The sequence below is a fragment of the Blautia coccoides genome, assembly GCF_034355335.1.
Classification (GTDB): Bacteria; Bacillota; Clostridia; order Lachnospirales; family Lachnospiraceae; genus Blautia; species Blautia producta.
On the sequence record NZ_CP136422.1, the window covers coordinates 803,628 to 824,590 of the forward strand.

The following is a 20,963-nucleotide window of genomic DNA, read 5'->3' on the forward strand; positions in this document are numbered from 1 at the left end:
CTTATTTTTTCTCAAAAATCCAGTAGGCATTTGCCGTACTGTGGATTTCACTCATCATATCGAATTCCCGGTTGATATAATTTTTTGAACGACTGTCATTGGGGTCGTTGACAAGAACCTTTCCGTTTGCAGTTACCCCTCTTAGGACGATAAAGTGTCCACCACTGGTAAAAAGCCCAGCTCGTTGTGAACTGATTACAGGATGCCCTTGGGACAATGCCTGTAGGACAGCGTTAGGGTCATTGGTCTGTGTGACGGAACCACAGCCAAAATGGCTGGCAGCGGCAGCAAAATAGGACCAATATGTTCCAACATCAGGCATATAATAGGAATTTCCACACCAGGAAATGGCATCAATGGGTGTAATCGTTGTTCCGGTTAGATAACTGGCAATCATGGCGAAACTGGTAGGTCCACAGCCACTGGATGCGATGGAACCGCCACCATACGGTATATTGGAATAATCTGTCTGCAGGTAGTGCGGTATCTGCATTCCGTTTGCCGGATATGTACCATTTGTAGTGGTCACAGTATAATAGCGCAAGACGTGGTCCACATATTCCTTATCGCCATAGATGCTGTAGTGCCAGTTGGGGCGTGCGCACATCATATCACTGTAGGCGATTGCATTTTCTTTTGTGTATCCGCCGTCACGGGCAATGGCCCAATCAATATAACCGGAGCCGTAATTATAAGCCTGAAGAGCCAGTTTTATACGGTCCAAATCTGTAGGACCGGTACAGCCTGCCTTATCCAGAGCATATTTTAGTTCCTGGATTCCACACTCAATGCTATATTCCGGGTCCGTTATGCCGTTAGGAACATGAGGATATTTTGTGTTAAATGCACCTTCCGCAGCCTGCATGACATCTAAGTAGCGACCGCCCGATTCTTGCATCATCACCGCTAGTATGAGTTCAACATAAGGACTCATGCCATACTTGGCGGCGATACGCTCCACTGCAGGACGGTACGCCAGCACTTCATCTGAAACATTGGCGATAGCGATGCCCTCTGTTGTTGCACCGCCAAGGAAGGTAGTTAAATTTTCTGCATATGCCTCGGCAATTTTTTTCTGTTCATCGGTTAGGAAGAATATATGATCAGCAAAATAGGTATCACCGGCATATTTTACGGTATAGTTATGCCTTGTAAACGTGACCGTTTTTGTGGTGGATTCTCCAGCCATGTCCGGATTGCCTTCGGCGGCACCAGGATTCACCGTGACTTCCATAGTTACCGTTTCTGTAGTAATGTCATAAGTAAACAGGTCTTCTTCATAGTTACGAATTACTTTTTTTAACTCGGTGACATTGATTTCCTTGTAATCATTCCTGCTGGCGCAAAATTGAGAAATCAGAAGGTTGGCATTGACAGATATATTGTATGCGTATGGATCCGTGATGGAAGCGACATCATCCTTCGGGATATTTGAAATTTTGGCATGTATGTCCGAAAGAGTCTGGTCATGGCATTCTTTCAAAACTTCTATAATTGCTGTGTTAGCTGCCCGGATGTTTTCGTTGATAACCGTGTTGCTGTTAAAGGCACCGTTATCTTCTGTGAGACTTCCAAAAATCAAACCAGGAAGCATGACGATAAATAGCAACGGTAGCATGAGCAGGGCTATGAGAATGCAAAGCCCTTTTTTCAAGGAATGCCTGCATTCAATAGCAGTGCTGACAGCAGCACCAATTATCCCGCCAGTCGCGGCACCTTTTGCCAAGGCACCCGCAGCCTTTAGTTGCTTCGCCCCGGTGAGGGCAGATGTGCCTACCCCTACTGCCTCATCTAAACCGGAATGCTGTTCCGCCATATGTTAAATCCGATCCTTTCTGGGTGGTGTGGGCGGTAGTTTCTGCACAATGGATTCATGGTAGGCGATTTTTCTATCCTCTTTTTCGTAAGGCGTCTTGGAAACAGTATCCTGTGCATATTGTTTATACCATGTTGCACCGTCCACAGATTGAAGTGTTTCATAATCCCCTTGTGTAGGAGCCATGTATTGGTCAGCATGATACATGGCAAAGTCCCGGATATTATCCTCTGATGTTTCCGTCCCGGTTATCCGACCTCCTCCTATTTCTACATTATTATAGGAAGGAACTGGATGAGTCTGGCTGTTCGGATTTACAGATGAGCCATCGGAAGATTGTGGTCCATTAGACGGAGGAAGCCCCATGTAAGAGCGATATGCTTTTACAGCATCTTCGCCGGTAATGGAACCGACTTGCCCATAATTTCCTTTGGCTATGTTGCTGATGACGCTATTGGCAAAATCACCACCCTTATTTAAGGATGACTGATATAGGGTGTTGCCAATGCTGGAGTTCTCTGTGTGACCGGTTGCGGCGTTGACTGCGCTGCGTTCCGCTTGCCGTCCAACAGAACCCGCAAGTCCACCTGAAAGAAAATTTCCACCGACTGCCGCAGCGCCTGGGGAAGCGTTCGTGCGGTAATTGCCTCTTCCGCCATGACCTCTAAGAGCGCCGGACAGACTCTTACTGGCAATCAGCAGTTCTGCCATCATGTTTCCACCAGTGTTCCCTACGTTTACTCCTAAGCTTGCCAAAAAAGAATCAATTTTTTGGCTGACCTTTAAAAAGGCGATAGCGCAGAGAAACCAAATAAATATATTGCCGGTTACGGTTTCCTGTCCTTGGCTGGCTACAGTTTGTTCCACATCAGCTTCTGTCAGTTCAGAGGCAAAGACGGGCATGGTCCATAGAAGGAACATCATGGACAATAAAAAGAGAGAAGGGAAAAAATATTTCCTGTATTTCATATTGCACCTCCTATAGTGAGAGCGGGTTAGCGAGGAATGTACCGACCATACTGGTAAACAGCCGGAGGCACCAGGCGTTCATAAGTAACAAAAAAAACTGACCGCCTAACATCCGACACCAGCTTTTGAAAATATTTCCGGTTGCCTGGGAAGAACCTGTTGCAAAAGCGACAGGAGCGGTAAAAACCAATACACCAAGCAAAATATAACGTTCTGCCGCTTCAAAGAGCAGCTTGATATAATTCCAGGATAGAATCAGTACCAGAATTAAGGCAACGATTGCCACCACACCATTGGCGCATACCCCTAAGATTACTGTTATAACAGAATTGAAATCTGAGAATTTCAATGGTGGAAGCTGTTCTGTCAGGATCCAGTTATACGGTGTACCTGCAATACCAAGAATCAAATCTACAATATCCTTTGCATAGAAAGTTAAAAATAAAAAAATAAAGGTCCGCAAGGATAACTTCAAAGGATCTTCTGCTTCAATTCCGGCACCAATAAAATAATTTTTGAAAAGCTGCCAAACCCAGTTTAAAAGGATCAGTCCGATTGCTAGTGCCAAAAATATCTGATACATGGTTTCCGCAGCAGGAAAATACCGTAAAAAAGTATCCATGGAACAACCCAGGGCTCCAAGGACCGACGTAGTAATCAGGTCCAGCACTGCCATGACTTTTTCTGCTATCCATTCGACTATCCCATCCAGGATTCCCATAATGACTCCTCCTTTCCGGAATTATCCGTTCCATTTACCGCCGGCAAAAAATGGTGTAATGTACGCCATAATAAAACCTAACCCATTCAAGATAGCCCAGGTTATGACGATCCGTTTGAGCCATGCCCTTGATTCATCCACTGTTTTTCCCGATTTTGAAAAATTCATTAATAATAAGGCTACTGAAGCAGTTACAACGGCAGCAATAGTAGAAATCAATACAATCTGGTTATAGACATCCTTCATGATTTCCTTTGCTTTGTCCCAAACAGTGGCAGCATAGAGAGGCTGCACATTTATAAGGAACAGTGTGATAAAAAGAAATGCACAGTACAGATATTTCCCATACGCAGGGGCTTTTTTCTTTGGGCATTTGGGTTTGCGCTTTATGATATTCACAAAAATATGTCCTCCTTTGATTTTAATAGGCACCCGCTGTGTTAGCCGGGTGCCTGTGCTTATAGTTTTCTTGCCTCAGCCGTTTCACGGCAAAAAAACAGCCTGGTCAATCAGACTGTTTTCCAAAGAAGCCATATGAAGTTTTAAAGGATTTCACCTCCTGCATAGAAAAACGCAGTATTTTGAGAATTGAGGCGATTCCCAAAGTTACTGCGCTTTCTATTGCTTATAATTTTGACAATATCATTGTAGCAGGAATGGAATTACGCATCAATCGCAGAAGTGTGCCAGTTTTGAGCCAACATAGGACAAATAAATGCCAACGGAAATTTGGGCGCAAAAGCAGAACAATATTTATGTAATCATTTGAAGAGAGAAAAGAAGGAGATAATAAAGAGATAATTGGGAGAAGAATGAGAGAATTGTTTTTTAAATATAAAAAATAATTAAAATTATAAATTAAAATATTGATAAATATTGTAATTGTGGTAAAATACAATAAAATTACTTATCATAAGATATATACTGGCAACCTCGACATCTATCTGGAAGCAGCTTAGAGGAGGCAAAACGGATTCAGAACGTAAATCATCATTTCCTGTGGAGATTGGATTGCCACATGGCATGGATGAGAATGACGTCATCTATGCAAACTCCGAGGATCAGAGGTGTTACAGGATAAAACTATTAACAGAGAGGACAAAGGTGGATACTATGAAAGATGAGCTGCAAATTAACAAATCCATAGAAGGAAAAGTTCAGATGCAGGAGATATTTGGGAAAATAGAAAAAAAATACGGATATCAAACTGAAGATATTGCATGTATTTGGAAATACATCAAACAAGAGATGTTAAATTGCTTCCAGACAGGAGCAAGCATTGATTTAGGGGAGGGCTTTGGGGAGTTTCGGACAAGCCTTTTTATGCCTATGGAGACATACGGCACAAATAGAAAACCTAGGTACCAGGTTCGGTTTAAAGCTGGAACAAAATTGAAAAAACAATTGGAGATATGGTTGAGAACAAGATAATCGGAGTATATCCATTCCCGTGGGCATGTATAGAAAAACTGCCACAAATGGGAACGACATTCATGATATAATTGGCGATATGGCTATGACGCCTTGGGAAGATTAAACGAGGTTGTGAAAGGTGGGAGCCAGCTTAGAAACTATCAGCATGATGCATTTGGGAACTGGACAAGAATGAAAGAGCAGGGAAAGACAACTTTAAAGGAAGCGGAACAGTAGGAGCGATGAATAAAATCAATGTTACTGGTGATGAGGTAGAAGTGGTATGCCAGACTTTGAAGAGCACCAGGGGGATAGTGTCACCCACACAATAGGCACTTTTAGAAGACATTTTGGCGTGGCAACGTTGGTGTCCCTGCTACGCCAGGAATATCTGAATGCCGCTATAGATTACTGCAGCAGGAATATAGTTAGTTTTACAGATGGATAACATTGGATCCGTATGTGGAGTTGAGGAGGCTTGGCTGCAGCAAGCAGAACAAACCGAACTAGCATGGAATAAAAGAAGAGAGGAATGTATACGATGAAGATGAAAGAAAAGTGGAACAAAGGAAAGGATGTTTTTAAAAGTCTTAACTTAAAGGAGAGAGTAATCCTGATTTTTCTAGGGTTAGTTGTTTTAATCTGCCTGGTAGTAGCATATAAATCGACTTTAGGATTAATTAGGGAAATCAAAGAAACAGAAATGTATGTCCATATATGTATTATCCTTTTAGTCGCTTATATTTTTCCGATTCTGTATCCGTTGGTAAACGAGACCATCGATAAAAACCGTAATCTAAAGAAAGTACTGGTTAATAAGAATAAAGAGGAACTGGAGAATTTTGGGTTTATCTCCGTATTCTATTATATATCTCAGATATTGAAAAGTTTGGCTTCTGTAATCATAGTCTTATTTATCAACCAGATTCTTTTGCAAATACCAGAATTGGTTGAAGCGAATGTTCTTGCAAAATCCCAGGTGTATTGGTACTTTTTCAAGGCCGTATTCTGGTTTTCAATAAGTATCGTGCCGCTTGGGCTGGTGACTTCAAAGGCAGTGATTTTGGCTAATGTGCAGTTTGTAAAGAAATACAAATTAAAAAGCTTATATAAAAAATATTCCATTTGATTATTTTACAGAAGAAAGGAGATAAGAGATTTATGAGAAAATGTATATTTTGTGGACTTACAGAAGAGGGCTTTAAGGATGGTAACTGTTGGACAGAAGAGCATATTATTCCAGAAGCACTCGGAAACAAGACCTTAAAAATATTTGATGTCTGCAAAGATTGCAACAGTGGGTTAGGTACATATGTTGATAGTTACTTTGTAGACAATATCCTTCTGAAAATGAAAAGACAAGAACTTGGGTTGAAAGCAAAGAATGGTGAAGTTCCGAACGCATTCAGGGAAGGAAGGGGTGAAGATGGACGACCAATTAGAGTGGATAAGAAATTTCAACCAATGACCGTCCCGGATATTAAACAAGATGATTCTAATATCAGAATCATAGCTCCAACAAAAGAGGAAGCTAAAAAAATGTTACAAAAGAGACTCTCCAGATTGAAAATGCCAGAAAAATTGATACAAGATGCCTTGAGCAAGGTTGAACAAGTAGAAAGTCAGGTTTATCAGCCAGTTATTCAGTATGATTTTATAATTGAAATTAAGCGTTTCTTTATGGAGGCAGTAAAGATTGCGTTTGAGTATGCAGTACATAAACTTGGAAATAATTATTTAAAAGATCCTCGTGCTATGCAAATTCAGCAATATCTAAAAAGTGCAATTGATGGAAAAATGAAAGACGAATGCACGGAATTTCCAGGGGTTGGTTTTATTCATAAAGAGATAAGTGATTTTTTGAAAGCTGTGAAAACGTTAAATAGAGATGAAAATCATCACCTGCTTATAATACATCCTGATCCTGATAATCAGTTAATTGCAGAGGTGATTTTATTTATGGAGCCTGCTCTCTCTTTCGGGGTGCTTCTTTCAGAAGATGCAGGGCATTATCGTATCCCTGAGATGACATTATCAGAATTAGTAGAAGTAAAAACAAATCCGAATCTGTCACCATTTTCTGGCAGTAATATTTGAGCGGTCTAGAAAAGCCTCATTCAATTTAATTACCAGTGTTAGACGGAACAAAATACATGTAATTGTAGATTCCTATGGCAATCCGATATACCTAATGTTTAGTGAAGAATAGCGCGATTTATACAGCACACACTGGAACAATGGTGTGCTGTATTTAATTAAAAAATCATTATAGATTCTGGCGTATTATTCTTGTGATGATTCCGACTGCGACATTACGTTCCTGGTCAATATGGGTAACCACAAAAGATACATCATCCTTTTTGCCGACAGTGCGGTTATCATAGCAGGAATGTGCAATGGCGTTTACACCGATTGAGAGCCGGACAAAAACAGTACCTTTATGGATGTCTTCTACAGTACCGGCATATTTCCCCTGCACTTTGCATTTTTTCATGTTTTCCATACTGGTGTTGCCTTCTACGCTTTTTACATCAGCTCTTACATTAATATGTTCCGGATCTTCAGCCTGGACATCCAGGATTCGGACAAGAATCTGTTTTCCTACACAGAACTGTTCACGGGCATCGCCCAACCAGTCGAAAGACAAGTCCCTGGCAGGAATGGAGGTTTCTACTCCAAAAATTTCTGTGCGGACCACTTTTTCTGCAACAGCTATAATTCGAGCCTGGACAATCCGGTCAGGGTATATCTTGGGTAATCCGGATGAGTCTTTATCTAAATAAAAAATCTGGCGTTTCTTCAGCATGGCATCTTTTCGGCTGGCAACGATACTGCGGGTTGAGGCATCCAGACCTTTTACAAGGAAATCTATCTGACAGCCAAGCATATTATTCAATACCTTATTTTGCCTCAAAGCTATCTCTCCATAATTATGTGTATCGTCCTGAACCAGATTTAGCATCATTTCCGACACGGGTATGACTGTCCGGAAGTCTTTATAGTATACGACAGCAATGAGGCTGCCGTTTTCCATTTTTTCAATTCCACCGAGCATGCCCGTGAGAATTTTTTTTGTGCGATAGGCATTTTGAATCTCATGCCAGACAAAATCTGCCTTGCTTTGCTGCGTTTCGATGACGGAATCTGAGTCAAGGGTCAAAATATTTGCGTTGCTTAAAAGAGTTTGTTCTGTTGACATAAATAATCTCCTTTCAGATTATGACATAATGGAATCTTTGTCGAGTGGAACTATACCGGATTCATCCAACAAAATATTTTCTTGAAGAGGTGTGTCTTCTTTTTGAACGGATGCGGTCTGGTTTGTGGATAGTTGGTTTCCTTTTGTTTCAGTGTGTGTAAAAGAAGATGCCTTTTTGTATCGCCTGTTGGAAGGCGGAGGGCTGGGCTTATAATCATTTTCGGATATCTCACCATTTTCTCGCCATTTTGGGATATGATCACTTGCCTTCCTGGAAAATAATTTTTTGGCATCTGGGTGCAGGGTATAGTCATACTTTTCTACTTTAAGAACCTTTTGACCACGAAGGATAACCAAAGCCGTATCCAGGGGGAGACGGAGAATTTCATCAGGGGTGAGTAAGCGCCTCTTTCCAATGGATTTTGTCTGACGGTATTCGGGGGTGTAATCCGATACCCTCCAACTATTAAGCTGCTTGGCTTCGCTGCTGACACCAACCGTGACATCACCTGTGCGGGAACTGATGAACTCTGCTGTTACCTCATCCGTGCATCCTAAAAATAGCTGCGTATCACAGTTCCCGATAATTTCCTGCCATTGGTTTAACGGATAACGGTTTTGCATCTGGGGCAGATTCTGAAAAATGCATGAAATGCTTAGATTTCTGGAACGTATGACGGAAATCTTTTTGTTTAGCGATAAAATAGCTCCGGTATTTGCCAATTCGTCGGCTAATATATGCACCGGAACCGGCAGTTGACCATCATCTCCATATTTATCAGCATAACGGACCAATTTTATGAAAACAAAGGTCATGAAGAGGGAGGAGAGGAAATCAAATGTACTGTCCTGGTCACTTGTGATACAAAAATATGCACATTTTTCTTTTCCTGGAAGCGTCAGGTCTATCTCGTCATGAGAAGTAATTTGACGGATTGATTTATTTTGGAATACCTGAAGGCGGGAACCAAGACCTATGATGACTCCGGTGCGTACAGTATCGGAAGCCTGTTTGTATATGCAGTATGGTACTTTGGCAGGATGTGAAACAGGCAGTAAATCAAACAGGCTGTTTAACTCCCGCTCTGAGCTCATAGTCAGGAGCTTATAAACCTGACCAATATTTTTCGATTCATTGGGAAAACCCTGTTCAACATATAAAATCAGGGCTTTTAGCAGGTTCATTTCTGCATTGTCCCAGAAATGGTCGCCCTTACCCGAACCCGTATTCTGAATGATGACATCTGCAAAAATTTGTGTCATGGTTTCCTGTCCGTCAATTTCCATCAGGCAGTTCCAACTGTCGGAGTTTTCCGGATTAACCAGATTAAAGCATCGAACTGTATAACCTTCTTTCTCCAAGTAACCGGACATGCTCTCAAACAGTTCGGATTTCGGATCCGTGATGATAAGGGATTCTCCACGCACAACACACTGGAAAATCATATTACGAGCAAAAGCCCGGCTTTTCATGCTTCCGGATGCACCATATACAGCAATGTTTCGATTCATCCTTGTTTTAATGGGAAGGCAGACAGCTTTGCCGTTTAATTTTCCCAGGATTGTTCCTCTGTTTTTTTTGACATCGTTAGTTAGCTCAAGAACCCGGTACATTTCTTCTGGAGTCATAAAGCCAGATGTTCCATAAGTTCCCTTTTGAGAATAGTTAAGATTGCGCTCTTTGTCGTGAATCTCACTGTTTCGGTCAAAACCCATCCGCATCAAAAGAAATATAAGTAAGCCAAAAGCCAGAATGGTGATACAGATCCCATATATATTGTAAGGAAACAGGGTTAGTGCCTGGAAACAGGATTCCAGGGATATGGATGGTAGAGTAGGGCTTGTTCCATCACCAGCCATATGTCCGGCATTTGTCCATAGTGTATAATTACATATAAATTGGGAGAGGTAACCACCAGCATACGAAACACAAATAATAATTGGTAACAGAAAGATTAGTTTCCATTTTTTCTGTTTAATGATAAAAACCTCCCTATATAGTCAAGTGTTTTTTCCTTATTTTTCAAGGAATTTTTAGTTACATATCTCAGATGAATGAGCCGTGAAGATGGGTATTTCTGTGTATCTGGTACGAAAATAGCTGATTTTGGGCATACAAAATAAAACGTCTCATTATTCCGCTTTATATGGCCTTGTGTATGCCCCTCCATCTATGGCAGCTTACCTCCCGTGTCTACCAGGATCATCCCACCTGTCGGTGTGAGTCCTAACTTCCTTCGTTCTGCCTGCCCATATCCAGGGTGTCAGCTTAGCTCCTTTGCAGGGTCTTGCCCTATGGTATTTATTTCTGCCGACTACTGGCTCATTCTTTATTTTAAGTCTTACTGACCTGTTAATATCCTTCCTGTACCGGCACCTTTCGGTGGACGTTTTTCCGGTCCATCCCTGATATTTCCAGCTTTTCTGTCATAGCTGGATTCAGCTTTCAATCCTCTTTGAAAGTTCAATCCAACCATGACAGAGCAGTGCTTTTAGTACTTGGATCGTTTGGTTTCGTTATGCTGTCTGCATCTGCGGATGCTTGATATCACCCAGCAGCCTTGCAGCGTCATAATCGACTCCTTTTGTCAGGATCGTATAAAACACCCTGATCACCTTACATGCCACTGCCACTACTGACTGCATCTTTTTCAGCGGATTCTCTTTTCTCGTCCGATAGTATTCATGGATCTCTCGAAATTCCGCATTCTTTCCGACTAGTGATATCGCCGCTTCATACAGTACATATCTCAGTCGTTTTCTTCCTCGGTAGCTGATACGGCTCTCTCCATTATGCTTGCCTGAATCGTTCGCCACGATCGCATAGCCTGCAAGCTTTTGCAGCTGTTTGGGGTTGTCAAAACGTCTAATGTCGCCCACCTCTGCAATAAATCCACTTACTGTCACCATACCGATCCCTTTGATCTCCAGCAGCTTATCTATATATGGTATTTCTTTCAGCTTACCTTCTATCTTTTGCACCAGTTCTTCCAGTCTTGATGTATATACATCCATGTCGTCCAGCAGATTTTTCAGTTCCATTCTCGCTGCCTCCGGTGCTTCCTTACTGCCTACGCTGTGCTCTGCAGCTGATACCAGGGTCTTTGCCCTCTTCATTCCAGCCCCTCTCAGCTTTGCGTCTCTCCAGATTTGGTTTACACCTTCCACGCCCAACTTCCCGATGTCCTCCGGCAGCGGCGCTGCCTTCAGTATCATCCGCCCGCTGACTGCCTTTAAATCCCTATAAACGTCTTTGTATTCAGGAAAGTAAATGGCAAACCATCTGGCAATGCGGTTCTTGATCCGGGTAACTTCCTCCTGTGTCTGGAAGCGTAGATTGGATAAGCTTCTCATCTCTGCATAAATCCCGGTTGGTATATAAGGGTAGGAAAAACGTCCCTCATTCACCAGTGCGGCAATCGTCTTTGGATCTTTGCGGTCATTTTTATTAGGATTGTTATCATCCAGTTCCTTGGATTTCTTGACATGATGGGGATTTACATGCACAGGTTTCATTCCGTTGTCCTGCAGGAACTTTCCTAAAGCGAACCAATAGTGTCCTGTTGGCTCCATTCCGGGAATTACAGCGGTTTTACCATTCTTTTCTTGTATTTCCTCGATCCATGCCTTAAATGTAAGGAACCCTGCTTGTGTATTGCTGAAAATCAAAGGTTTTCTGGTAAACTCGAAATTTCTCCAGTCAAATGCTCTCGCATAGTGCGTTTCGCTTCCGACATCAATACCAACGATCAAAGTTTTTTCAGTTATGGATGCAATTTTTGTGTTCTGTGTGTTACAATTCATTTTAGATACCTCTCTGTTTAATAAGATTTTATACTAACCGCCAAAGTCAGTAATCTTATTTTACACTGAGGTATTTTTTTCTCAACCTTCTTTCTTGGAATTCCCTATATTTGAATTATACAGGAAGCTCCTTTTAAATTTATGGAGGTCAATGCAGGATATCTGTATGTCTGCAGTTATATATTTTTTTAGGCAGGGAAGCTGAAAATCGAAACAGATGATTATGCCTGGTTTTCTATAGGCATGTAACCCTGCATTGAACCGGGTGATTCGCTGCATGTCAAAATCGTAAGCAAGCAATACCGGTTTACCCTCTGCTGAGAGTGCGTCATGCTCAATAGGTAAATCCTCCTTTGCCGGGAGCATGTCTGACAATAATAAACGGTTTAGCTGCAGCATTTGATCTGGTGCTGTCAGCAGTTTTAATAACAGTTCTCCTTCAGGAGCATTAGGCAGGTAATGAAAATGCTCGAAAGAAGTATCCAGCATAAACAGACTTTTTTTATATCCGCCAGTGCTGGTCATTAGATGAAAAGCAGTTTCCATATCAGTCCCGGTAAGGATAGCACGAATATTAGGACGTCCAGTATACGGACGTCCTTGCAGGTGATGCTGCATCAAAGCGTTTAGCCGTACTTCTGTCTTATACTCCCATTTCATTAGGGCGGAACCGGTGTTATAGAGTGCATACACGCAAGCCGGTCCAAGCAGGATTCCCATACTTCGGGAATTACGGATTTTTGTGGTATCATATGGCAGTGTTTTAATCTCCCGTGAAGAATAAAATATAGGTAGATCCTGCAGAGCAACAGGAGAGGATTCACCATGGAAGATGCCTGGCTTCTCATCCGGAAAGACAGGAATCCCTGAGTTTTGTAACGTCAAATAGGTTTCTGCTTTCTGGTGAAGGCGCATCCTGCGTGGCGGATCACTTCTTATACGGTTTGTTTCTGTATTACCGCTCAAATAGAAATCAAATCGTTTGGGGTTGTTTTCCATAAGGATATCTTTTGCACGCTTTGTTAATCGGTAGCCTCGAAGTTTATCCCGGTAATGTAGGCGTATAAATCCGTCTGCTTTTAGCTGTGTAATCATTTTTTCAGCATATGATGGACTGGAAAACAGTCTGCCGATTTGGGAAGATGGAAACTCGCCGCTGATTGCAATCATCTCCAGGAAGCGATATTTCATAGAGTTAGGTTGAATCAATAAGGGTCACCTCAGTTCAGTTTTGTACCCATGAGACTCCATACTTGGGTAAATCTGCCTGATATATTGGGGCGGATCACCTTATTTTATAAGGAGTCCTGTATTTTTATCTGGGTAGGAATTTCTCCATGAAAATTCATGAAATTTCCGATATGTTCTGCAACTCATCTTTCCTGGATTTTAACCATTCGGGAAACGTGTTTTTTTCCATTACATAGATTATGGTGCAATCCTTTTCTCCAAGCTGCGTTGTGTGAAACATATCGCAGAACAGACCGGTATCATCACGTAGTACATAGGTGGCAATCGTATCCAGAATTTGTTTGAACTCTAGGTTATCATAGTCCCGGATTCTCTGAAGAGGGAGCTGTCGGTCATAAATTTGACTGAAGCATACAACACAGTTTTCAAAGAGGGGGATACTGTGTATCCTTACGTAATCCTGCATGGCATAGTTTAATGGTTCGCTCAAGAAGGCTGTGTTAATATGAACTTTTCTTTTTGTAAGCAGCCCAGGCAGTCGAATCGTCATCAGTGGTCCATCTTTTTGAATACTGATTTCGTGTGCCAATGCAGCCTGTTTCATGTAGTTTTCCTTAGATTTTGAATTTGACACATATACTAAACTACGAAGCTGGCAAGCGATGCGCTCTGCCCGAAGAGCTGCGTTTGTACTTAATTCTTCATAGTTATCCCGATATTCTTCAAAATCAGTAGACTGAAGGGCAAATATAGAATTTTGCAACCGTTTTATTTCATCCGATATGCATTCAAACCGTTGGAATAATGTTTTGCTGTTCATAATACCTCACTTTTTCTGATAATAACTGACCGTTCCATCCGTCGAAACCAAACAGTAAGCAGAGACTTTGGGGATTTGTAGTGTTTGTGCCTGACTTTGGTTTTCTAATATTACAAGCCGTATAGCATCGCTTTCTGGAGTTATAGATAAGGTATGATTAAGCAATGCTTCCTGACCGGTGGCAGCATAAATGATTTCATACGCTTCATCTTGGGCAAAAAAATGAAGTTTTACTGGAAAATTCCCACTTGTATGATATAGAATTGCATGTTTAAAATCCAGTAACACCCAAAATGCTGCAATTAAGCCATAGTCCACATGAAGGGCTGAATCCTCACAGTCACAGAGGACGTTCTGTTGCCTGTCATAAAAAATCCTGCCTTGTTTGATCAGACTATTGATGAAGGTTTTCAGGGACTCTTTATTTCTCGGAAAAAGCAGCAGAACTTGCTCATAGAGTAGGGCGTGGTAAGTTGTGATCATCCGTATTAACCGTTCCCCTTCCCTATTGTAAATTTCGTTCCTGGTTTTCATTTTGGTTCTCCTTTCTGATAATATCTGTACGTAATTAATACGTAATGCTCTTAGTGATGAAGAAGTATTTTGTGCGTATAGAATACGTACAAGAACCATTGTCAGATGGTGGTCATATTGTTTTGAGCAATAAAAAAGCACCATACGGGTGCTGAAAAAATGTGAAAACTATAAGCGTGTTTATTGTAGCATGGGTAAATTTGCGTTTCAATCGCATAGCCGTGCCAATATTGTGCCAGAAAAATTCTTTAGTTTATTGATATAGAAGAGTAGATGCTCTATAATAGAAAGAAAACTATATTAAAGTACAATGAACCGAGGATAATATATGATTATCTTTTATTGAGGTGACAAGATGAGTTATGCAAATAGAACCGCTGAATTTGAGCAAATGAAGTATCATATAAATTCAGAAGATACACCTGTAATCATTATTAAAGCATACCCTGCCTGTGGAATATCATCGTTTATTAATGAAAGAATCAAAGGCGAACTTATTGCACCTGAACTTTTTTTGTATTTGCCAATTCCACGTGAAAATTCTCTTAAAGATGTTATTTTTTCACAACTTGTAAAACCCCCTTTTGATAGTATATTCCAAAAATTTCTTGATAAAACATTTGGATCGCATAATACTTCAGTAATTTCATCGATCGCTCAGGGAGTGCCATATATTGGTTCGTTTTTAGGTAGGATAGCTGAAAGTAAATCAGCACCGCCAATTTATACCGGAGATTATCCATCTGCTGTTGAGCAATTACTGTTGCCTTTCTTTTCAATGCTAAAGGAGAAAGCTGGGGGAACTCCTTTCACAATAGTTCTTGATCCAATAGGGCGATTAAGCGAAGATTCGTTTTCATTATTACACAATCTTATAGATAGTGGAGTGCTTCAATGTATCATTATTCAAATACAAGGTCATGAGGAACAATTCCTTAAATTTAGAAATAGTCTACGGCTTCATTCAATTAATTTTAAAGAAGTTGAGTTTGATCGACCTCATACCAAACTCATTAAGGAGTTAGCCGCACTTTATAATCTCCACATTGAAGACAGGGATGCGGATATGATTGCGAATAATTCTAACCAAAACATTCATAAAATAATTGATGCGATATTAGATTACGGAAATCATAGCATCAAACCTGATGAGCCTTTATCAGAATGTGAAAAAACTGTGATATCTATTCTTCATATTTTTAGTATTCCTATGGATGAAAAAGAACTAATTAACGTTGTTGCATCCGGTAATGACTTTGCTATGAATATTATGCAAACATGCCATAAGGCTTTTCAATCACTTGTCAGTAGAGGTTTGATTACCTGGAAAGAGGGCAAGTTGGAATTGTGTACGACCTCGCATCCGGTGGTACAAAAAATTCTCGATTCATATGCGGATCAGCTTGTTTATAAAAATATTGTGTATAGTTATCTTTGTGTTTCTAACAATAATTCAAGGTTACGCTACTTATTATCTCAACAATTGGGTTGTACTTCGAGGAAAGATGCACTGCCATTTTTACAAAGTTTAATTAAGGTAGGAGAAATAGCATCCCCTGAATTACTATCAGCTGCGGAACTCAAACGAGGGAATCGAGAAGATTGCCTTTTGGCATGCATAAATTATTGCCGAATGAGAAGATATAAGGATGCCTTGCAGTGGATAAGTTCCATTATATATGATGAAACAGACGAAGGATTAAATGCCTTAAGAGCTACGTTACTAAATCGTACTAGAAATACAGCACTTGCTGAAAAAGAACTGATAAGATGTTTAAGAAAACAGGGAGAACCATCTCGTCAGAATTTATTGGGTTCCTTCCTCATTTCAAATTATATTCATGCTGAAAACATGCCTATGGCTCAAAAAGTTTTTGTAGAGCTCATCAAGCACTATCCAAATTCGCCGATGCAAGGTTATTTATACCGTAATGTAGCATCTGCTTATAACGGCAATAGAGACGAATGGTATGAAAAAGCATTAGAAGCATTTACAAGAGATAATGATGACTTTGGCTTATATACGACATTATGCAATTGGGGATATGCGCAATGTCTTGAGAAAAAATACGAAGAGGCTCTCCAAAAACTCCAAAAAGCGCAAGATGGATTAATGCCCTTCTCAAAGACTCATCTACATATTGTTTATAATAATTTAGGAATTTGCTATTTAATGCTAGAAAAATATCAAGAGGCATCCCAGAATCTTCTTCTAGCAAAAACATTAGGAGAAAATAGCATGCCAAAAATATTTACGTCAATCAATATGGCATGCCTTAATGCTGTTTCTGGAAATACCTCAAAAGCTGTAAACTTACTACGTGACCTAGAGGCGGAAATTGAGGAACACCCACTAGATCGTGTAAGACAAAAATATTATATTAATCGCTTGCTAGTTGAATGCTTGTCAGGCAATAAGAATATAGACGGTTTAATTGCACAGACCGAAAAATATTTGGACCGTTACCATCCCGAGCAGACAGAAGAAGCACTTCAAGTCTACCAAAGCTTTTCAAAGTCTCCATATCTTTTCGACAAACAACTTTGGCGTAAATTGTATTCACCATGTGGACTGGCGTATTGGTATATGGATCCCCTAAAGCTCCTTCCCAAAGGTACTGTCAAGTAATCCATTACGATATAAACTGGAATACGTAATGTTAGCAATAAGCGCATCATAAGTTATGTCGTTAGCAGCCGCAGCTTGACTGATTGTTGAATGTTCTCCCAAATTACAGCATACGTTAAATTCTAAGAAATAAGGGATTCCAGATTCTCGTTCAACAATATAATCAAATCTTGTATAATCGAGCGGTTGAATCAAGGAGTACATATGTTTTGAATACTCTTGTATTTGTTTTTGGAGTTCATTATCTGTCAAAACTTTTCTGGAAAGGCCTGGGGCTATTTTACGTTTTTGCTGATACGTAACGACTCCATCTTTTAATGTAGAATATTGAGCAATACATGGCAGATACTTATGTAAGCCAAAATTATTAAGTACAGGACAAGTGTGATATATTCCTTTGATTTGTGCCTCAAGGATTACATCTACTCCTAAACTATGTAATGCAAAAACTTTATTTTTGGCAGCTTCCCATGTGCTACAGATCGAACTTTCATCAATTCCATTTGATGCTGCCCCGAATCTAGGCTTAATAAAGTATGGTGGTTCAAATTTCGGTTTGCGTATTTCATCACCGATATTATAAATAGTCCATTCCGGTGTGGGAACCTTCGCATATACTGCCAACATTTTTGCTAAATGTTTGTCTTCAGCAAGTGCGCGGATATTAGGTCTTGCACCTAAGTAGGGAAGGTTATGATATTCAGCTACGGATGAAACAAATACTTCTGAATTACGGAAAGGCATTCTATTGTATAAAGAAAAGATAAAATCTGCCTCAATATTGTCCTGTAACATAACACTGGGGTCGCATGAAGAGAGGAGTTTAGGAAAAAAAGATTTCAGGACTTTATATACTTTGTGATGATATTGTGCATAGACAAAATCTTTGATTCCTACGGGAATACTTGTAAAATCGTTCTGTGGTGCATAGTGTGCAAGAAATAATATCGTAATATCCTGTGGATTCATAGTTCACTCCTTCTCCATGGATAATCATATATTATCCTCGGTTCAGAAGAACAGAAATAAGGAGTCTATTGCTTCTTAAGATCCATAAAATTTCTCGGATGCTTTGTCGTTAAAATATCGTTCTGCTTTGTCATAGATACATTTGTGTATATTTCTGTAGTTTTAATTGAACTATGTCCGAGCATTTTTTGTATGTACCGAATATCAACATCGGCTTCCAAGAGAAGTGTGGCAAATGAATGACGGAACATATGAGGGGTTATATGTAAGTCAATCAATGCTTTGTTCAGATATTTTACAATCATGTCACGGGCCGATTGCTCAGAAAATCTCTGGTGGAGCCTGTTTACAAAAAACCACCCGGAGGATTCTATGTCCGATTTGAAAGTATTATAGTATTCCAGTAAAGCTTTGCGAACATCTGTATTTCCGACTTGGATCATCCGCTCCTTTGCCCCCTTACCCCAAATCAATATTTTGTAAGATGATAAATCTACTTGCTGAGTGGTTAAGGTACATAGCTCTGAAATCCTGACACCAGTAGCAAATAAAAGTTCCACTACGGCAATGTCACGAAGGATAGTGTTACTTTGGTATGTGGTTGATGCAGCTAGTTTTTCCGTATACATGGTGGAGATGAATTTCGCAATGATCTCTTCTGGTATAATCCGTGGCAGTGTTATAGGTTCGCGAAACTTTACATTGATTTTGCTAAATGGATTAAAGGCAATTGTCTCTTCATAAATCAGGTATTGAAAAAATGCTTTTATAACTGCAATCTTTCGTTTGGCTGTCTTTGGTTGAAATTTTTGGTGAAGAGATGATATGTATTCATTCAGTGTCGTTTTGTCAATACAAGATGGATATTCTAAAGTGAAACTGCTAAACTGAGTCAGGTCAATACGGTATGCTTTAATTGTTTTGGAATCTAATTGTTTGATTTCCTTACAGTATTTCAAATAGTTTGCAATTAGTATTTCTAAATTTCTCATAAATAGGCACTCCTTAGTGTTTTTATGTTCATTATGAGTGCCTATTTATAAAATGTCTAACGCTATTCAGGGAAAAATCGGTTTAAAATATTAAGAGTTTCCTTAGTTGTAAATCCCCAAAGAACTGTGCTTAAAGCTTCAATCGCAGCTCTACGCTTCCGGTAGTAGGTGCGATAAGAGATATTGCTTATGTGTGCTTCCAACTTTTCGATGATTTTGTCTGTGTTTTTTAATTCTTGAGGGCACAAATACGAGTAATAAAGAATCCAGTAAAATTGTTCACCATATTTGTGATTGGTACGTAGTAAATCTACTGCAGAATCCAGAAGTTTTAACATTTTATTGCTTCGCTCAATACTTTTTGCACGTTCTTCTATACCCGTTCCATTTAACTCAGCGCCAGCGACATAGATGGAGTCCAGAAATTCATCTATGCTATTTCCAAATTCAATCTGGAACTGCATTTCCAACTGATGTACCACAACCTTCAGGCTGTAAGTAGCATCCCGATAATGCCGCAGAAATTGATAAGTGTCGTGAAAACGAGGATCCTCTTCTGGGGTAGGAAAGTTTCTTTCTTTTTTCATTGCCATCTTATATTCTCCCTTCCTGTTTGATACATTCCTGTTGGGGTTGCAATGCGAATTGGACATCCGGTGATTTTGAGGTTAATGTCAATTCAAACTGGTATTTCATATTCCCGAAAGGGCAGATAATACTTAGAGCATATTGAATTACTGTACTCTTGCAGTCTGATAAAGGAGATAATATATACTCCGTCTTCTCACAGTGGCAGCATGGAATCCCTTGAGAATCCAGTAGTTCGACTACTTTTTGGATGATATATTTCATATGCGGTTTCGGAACGCATAAATTATTTTCTGAAACTGTTAACTGGTCATCTGTCACACATTTTGAAACGCATTTGGATGGTTCCTCGCTGTCCGGGATATGGATTGGTAATTGCATAGTCATAGCAACCTCCTCTTTGTCAATCATGACATCACTTACATTAAACATGACAGATAAATAGTTGTTGAGATAAATGACACTGCCATGCCTCCCCTTAAAATTAATCAGAGTAATGTACTCCTTTTCTTCTAATTTTTTCAGCATACGAGATACAGATGCTTTTGATATACCCCACCTCTCACCAAGGCTCTGATAATTGACTAAAGGATTATGGGTATTGTTACGATAATATACAACGGGACCTGGTTGAGAGCCTTGTACCGAAGGGTCGTTATAAATAGCGTGGATCCATAAATCTAAAATTATATCCATTTCAGAGCATTTCCCTATACTGATTAACTCATGGACCTTGGCTATTGTAAAAAAGAAGAAGCCGGCATTTTTTTTACAAGGATAATTATATTCCAGTACAGTATTGTCTTTCTGCCAGTCACTGATTTTAAACTTAATTATTTTGTTTTTTCCCAATATAGAATAGGTGATGTAATGCTGCTCCTCAAAATACTGAAGTATAGATAATACCTGGTGCTGAAAGCGGCAGCGAAACCAAACCTGTAATTCTGAGATATGACACACCCACTCACCGGGACTGACGGTATATACGATGCCGTCTATCCGATTGTAGGATGTTCTGTAGTTTGCGTAAGAGCACAGAACGATATAGTAAAAAAGATAAGAGCATCCGTTTGTCCGGATGCTCTTGTCGGCAATCAAGGTACGTATAAATTCCCGGTACATTCTGCAACGTGGAAAATCTACAATTTGTTTTAGCTCTAATTCATAATCCATAAATCTTTCTCCTTTGATAAAGAAAAGCAGACGAAATTAATCGCCTGCTTAATCAGTAGTGGTGTTATATTAACGGCTACCTTGTTGTTTCCTGTATAGAAACATCCTGTGAAATGTCCCTTATCGTCCCTAAAACGTATTTTTT

Annotated in this window: 19 protein-coding genes; 5 read left to right on the plus strand and 14 right to left on the minus strand. The window is 40.0% G+C overall.

Annotation, left to right across the window (positions count from 1 at the left end; genetic code table 11):
• Window position 1 precedes the first annotated feature (1 nt).
• Genes BLCOC_RS03555 through BLCOC_RS03570 form a run of 4 tightly spaced genes read right to left on the minus strand, consistent with a single transcriptional unit; the run spans window position 2 to window position 3,905 of the window.
• On the minus strand, window positions 2–1,816 hold the full coding sequence (locus tag BLCOC_RS03555) for a lysozyme family protein (RefSeq protein WP_115624431.1): 1,815 nt from the start codon (window positions 1,814–1,816) through the stop codon (window positions 2–4).
• 3 nt (window positions 1,817–1,819) lie between these two features.
• Complete coding sequence (locus tag BLCOC_RS03560; protein ID WP_115624432.1) at window positions 1,820–2,785, minus strand: hypothetical protein; 966 nt, start codon at window positions 2,783–2,785, stop codon at window positions 1,820–1,822.
• 10 nt (window positions 2,786–2,795) lie between these two features.
• A complete protein-coding gene (locus BLCOC_RS03565) occupies window positions 2,796–3,506 on the minus strand; it encodes a hypothetical protein (protein WP_115624433.1) in 711 nt (236 codons plus the stop codon).
• A 21-nt stretch (window positions 3,507–3,527) separates the two neighbouring features.
• Window positions 3,528–3,905 carry a fimbrial protein gene (locus BLCOC_RS03570; RefSeq protein ID WP_174717640.1) on the minus strand — a complete coding sequence of 126 codons (378 nt, stop codon included), beginning with the start codon at window positions 3,903–3,905 and terminating at the stop codon, window positions 3,528–3,530.
• Between the two features lie 714 nt (window positions 3,906–4,619).
• Here BLCOC_RS03570 and BLCOC_RS03575 point away from each other — a divergent pair.
• From BLCOC_RS03575 to BLCOC_RS03590, 4 genes are all read left to right on the plus strand, one after another.
• Complete coding sequence (locus tag BLCOC_RS03575) at window positions 4,620–4,937, plus strand: hypothetical protein (RefSeq protein WP_131918424.1); 318 nt, start codon at window positions 4,620–4,622, stop codon at window positions 4,935–4,937.
• Window positions 4,938–5,202: 265 nt separating this feature from the next.
• Window positions 5,203–5,367, plus strand: a complete 165-nt coding sequence (locus BLCOC_RS03580; protein WP_165907324.1) for a hypothetical protein — start codon at window positions 5,203–5,205, stop codon at window positions 5,365–5,367.
• 93 nt (window positions 5,368–5,460) lie between these two features.
• Window positions 5,461–6,048, plus strand: coding sequence for a hypothetical protein (locus BLCOC_RS03585; RefSeq protein ID WP_115624435.1), 588 nt, complete (start codon window positions 5,461–5,463; stop codon window positions 6,046–6,048).
• A gap of 32 nt (window positions 6,049–6,080) precedes the next feature.
• Window positions 6,081–7,016, plus strand: a complete 936-nt coding sequence (locus tag BLCOC_RS03590; protein ID WP_115624436.1) for an HNH endonuclease — start codon at window positions 6,081–6,083, stop codon at window positions 7,014–7,016.
• A 169-nt stretch (window positions 7,017–7,185) separates the two neighbouring features.
• On the opposite strand, the gene BLCOC_RS03595 is transcribed toward BLCOC_RS03590, so the two are convergent.
• The 6 genes from BLCOC_RS03595 to BLCOC_RS03620 all read right to left on the minus strand — a co-directional run bounded on the left by BLCOC_RS03595 (window position 7,186) and on the right by BLCOC_RS03620 (window position 14,467).
• Entirely contained in the window at window positions 7,186–8,118 is a 933-nt protein-coding gene (locus BLCOC_RS03595; RefSeq protein ID WP_115624437.1) for an RNA-binding protein, read from the minus strand.
• Between the two features lie 18 nt (window positions 8,119–8,136).
• The gene (locus BLCOC_RS03600) at window positions 8,137–10,098 is read right to left on the minus strand and encodes a VirD4-like conjugal transfer protein, CD1115 family (RefSeq protein WP_115624438.1); all 1,962 of its coding nucleotides are present in this window, start codon (window positions 10,096–10,098) and stop codon (window positions 8,137–8,139) included.
• 537 nt (window positions 10,099–10,635) lie between these two features.
• Window positions 10,636–11,922, minus strand: a complete 1,287-nt coding sequence (locus BLCOC_RS03605) for an IS110 family RNA-guided transposase (RefSeq protein ID WP_040198432.1) — start codon at window positions 11,920–11,922, stop codon at window positions 10,636–10,638.
• Window positions 11,923–12,003: 81 nt separating this feature from the next.
• Window positions 12,004–13,131 carry a hypothetical protein gene (locus BLCOC_RS03610; protein WP_242999032.1) on the minus strand — a complete coding sequence of 376 codons (1,128 nt, stop codon included), beginning with the start codon at window positions 13,129–13,131 and terminating at the stop codon, window positions 12,004–12,006.
• Window positions 13,132–13,267: 136 nt separating this feature from the next.
• Window positions 13,268–13,933 (minus strand): DUF6100 family protein, encoded by a 666-nt coding sequence (locus BLCOC_RS03615; protein ID WP_115624439.1) that lies wholly within the window; start codon window positions 13,931–13,933, stop codon window positions 13,268–13,270.
• A 6-nt stretch (window positions 13,934–13,939) separates the two neighbouring features.
• Window positions 13,940–14,467: a DUF5697 family protein gene (locus tag BLCOC_RS03620; protein ID WP_115624440.1), complete on the minus strand. Its 528-nt coding sequence runs from the start codon at window positions 14,465–14,467 to the stop codon at window positions 13,940–13,942.
• A 355-nt stretch (window positions 14,468–14,822) separates the two neighbouring features.
• Between BLCOC_RS03620 and BLCOC_RS03625 the strand changes: the two genes are divergently transcribed.
• On the plus strand, window positions 14,823–17,096 hold the full coding sequence (locus tag BLCOC_RS03625; RefSeq protein WP_115624441.1) for a tetratricopeptide repeat protein: 2,274 nt from the start codon (window positions 14,823–14,825) through the stop codon (window positions 17,094–17,096).
• Here BLCOC_RS03625 and BLCOC_RS03630 read toward each other — a convergent pair.
• From BLCOC_RS03630 to BLCOC_RS03645, 4 genes are all read right to left on the minus strand, one after another.
• Complete coding sequence (locus BLCOC_RS03630; RefSeq protein WP_115624442.1) at window positions 17,064–18,065, minus strand: D-alanine--D-alanine ligase family protein; 1,002 nt, start codon at window positions 18,063–18,065, stop codon at window positions 17,064–17,066. The two genes, BLCOC_RS03625 and BLCOC_RS03630, sit on opposite strands and share 33 nt — an antisense overlap.
• A 65-nt stretch (window positions 18,066–18,130) precedes the next feature.
• Complete coding sequence (locus BLCOC_RS03635) at window positions 18,131–19,057, minus strand: tyrosine-type recombinase/integrase (RefSeq protein WP_115624443.1); 927 nt, start codon at window positions 19,055–19,057, stop codon at window positions 18,131–18,133.
• 62 nt (window positions 19,058–19,119) lie between these two features.
• The gene (locus BLCOC_RS03640) at window positions 19,120–19,650 is read right to left on the minus strand and encodes a hypothetical protein (RefSeq protein ID WP_115624444.1); all 531 of its coding nucleotides are present in this window, start codon (window positions 19,648–19,650) and stop codon (window positions 19,120–19,122) included.
• A gap of 1 nt (window position 19,651) precedes the next feature.
• Window positions 19,652–20,818 carry a MarR family transcriptional regulator gene (locus BLCOC_RS03645; protein WP_165907351.1) on the minus strand — a complete coding sequence of 389 codons (1,167 nt, stop codon included), beginning with the start codon at window positions 20,816–20,818 and terminating at the stop codon, window positions 19,652–19,654.
• Between the last annotated feature and the right edge of the window lie 145 nt (window positions 20,819–20,963).